The following is a 767-nucleotide window of genomic DNA, read 5'->3' on the forward strand; positions in this document are numbered from 1 at the left end:
ATCAAACTACCGGGAGGTTGAGAACGTGAACATTCAAGAAGCTACAAAACTTGCTTTGGAATCCGAGTGTAGAAGACATCCTAGCAAACGATTGGATAGTAAAACCACTATAGGACAAGCAAATAAAAGGAGGAATAAACATGAAAGCATTATTAAACGTAAAAGGTACGAAATTATCAGTCTTGGCTATACATTACCGCAAAACTGGAGAGCCATACGAAGTCTACGCAATGGATGAAAATAGTCGGGAATCACTTTTCATTGAAAAGACACAGAGCCAATACGATACACGACCACATATGGTGGTTGATAGCCTGGGAGAGTTACTCGAATACCCTGAACTAGAAGAACGGCTTATAAAGGAAAGAAACGCGCTTATAACGCACTTAGACGAGACACTAGAACACGAAAGAAACGAACTAGCGAAACTAACGGAGAAACCGTTCAATTTTAAACTTTCTCAGAACCGTGTGAGGGGCATTGCAGAAGCAATCGAGGAAGTAATAGCGTTTTATGAAGGCAGGAAGATCGAACAAGCAATCTTTAAACAACTTGCGGGTATTTTAAAGTAAAGGAGGCATGTAACTATGAATCAAGTAAAGCAATTTAATCACGCATTATTCGGAGAGCTTCCAGTCATGATTGTAAACGATATTGAATGGTTTGGTGCAACAGAGGCAGCGAAGGCGTTAGGATTTGTTAAACCACTAAGAGCAATTGAAAATCACGTAGACTTTGAGGATGCCACGGTCTGGGGAGTAGGGGTA

Annotated in this window: 1 protein-coding gene and 1 pseudogene; both read left to right on the forward strand. The window is 40.7% G+C overall.

The annotated features are described in order from the left end of the window. Window positions 1-140 precede the first annotated feature (140 nt). Window positions 141-572 carry a hypothetical protein gene (locus C7B89_RS22810; protein WP_115674666.1) on the forward strand — a complete coding sequence of 144 codons (432 nt, stop codon included), beginning with the start codon at window positions 141-143 and terminating at the stop codon, window positions 570-572. 15 nt (window positions 573-587) lie between these two features. Beyond that, a pseudogene (locus tag C7B89_RS22815) lies at window positions 588-767 on the forward strand (Bro-N domain-containing protein); the annotation flags it as partial.

The sequence above is a fragment of the Lysinibacillus capsici genome (assembly GCF_003367505.1).
GTDB lineage: Bacteria > Bacillota > Bacilli > Bacillales_A > Planococcaceae > Lysinibacillus > Lysinibacillus capsici.

Coding starts and splice junctions, on each gene's coding strand:
- C7B89_RS22810 (WP_115674666.1), top strand. CDS start 141: ATGAAAGCATTATTAAACGTAAAAGGTACGAAATTATCAGTCTTGGCT.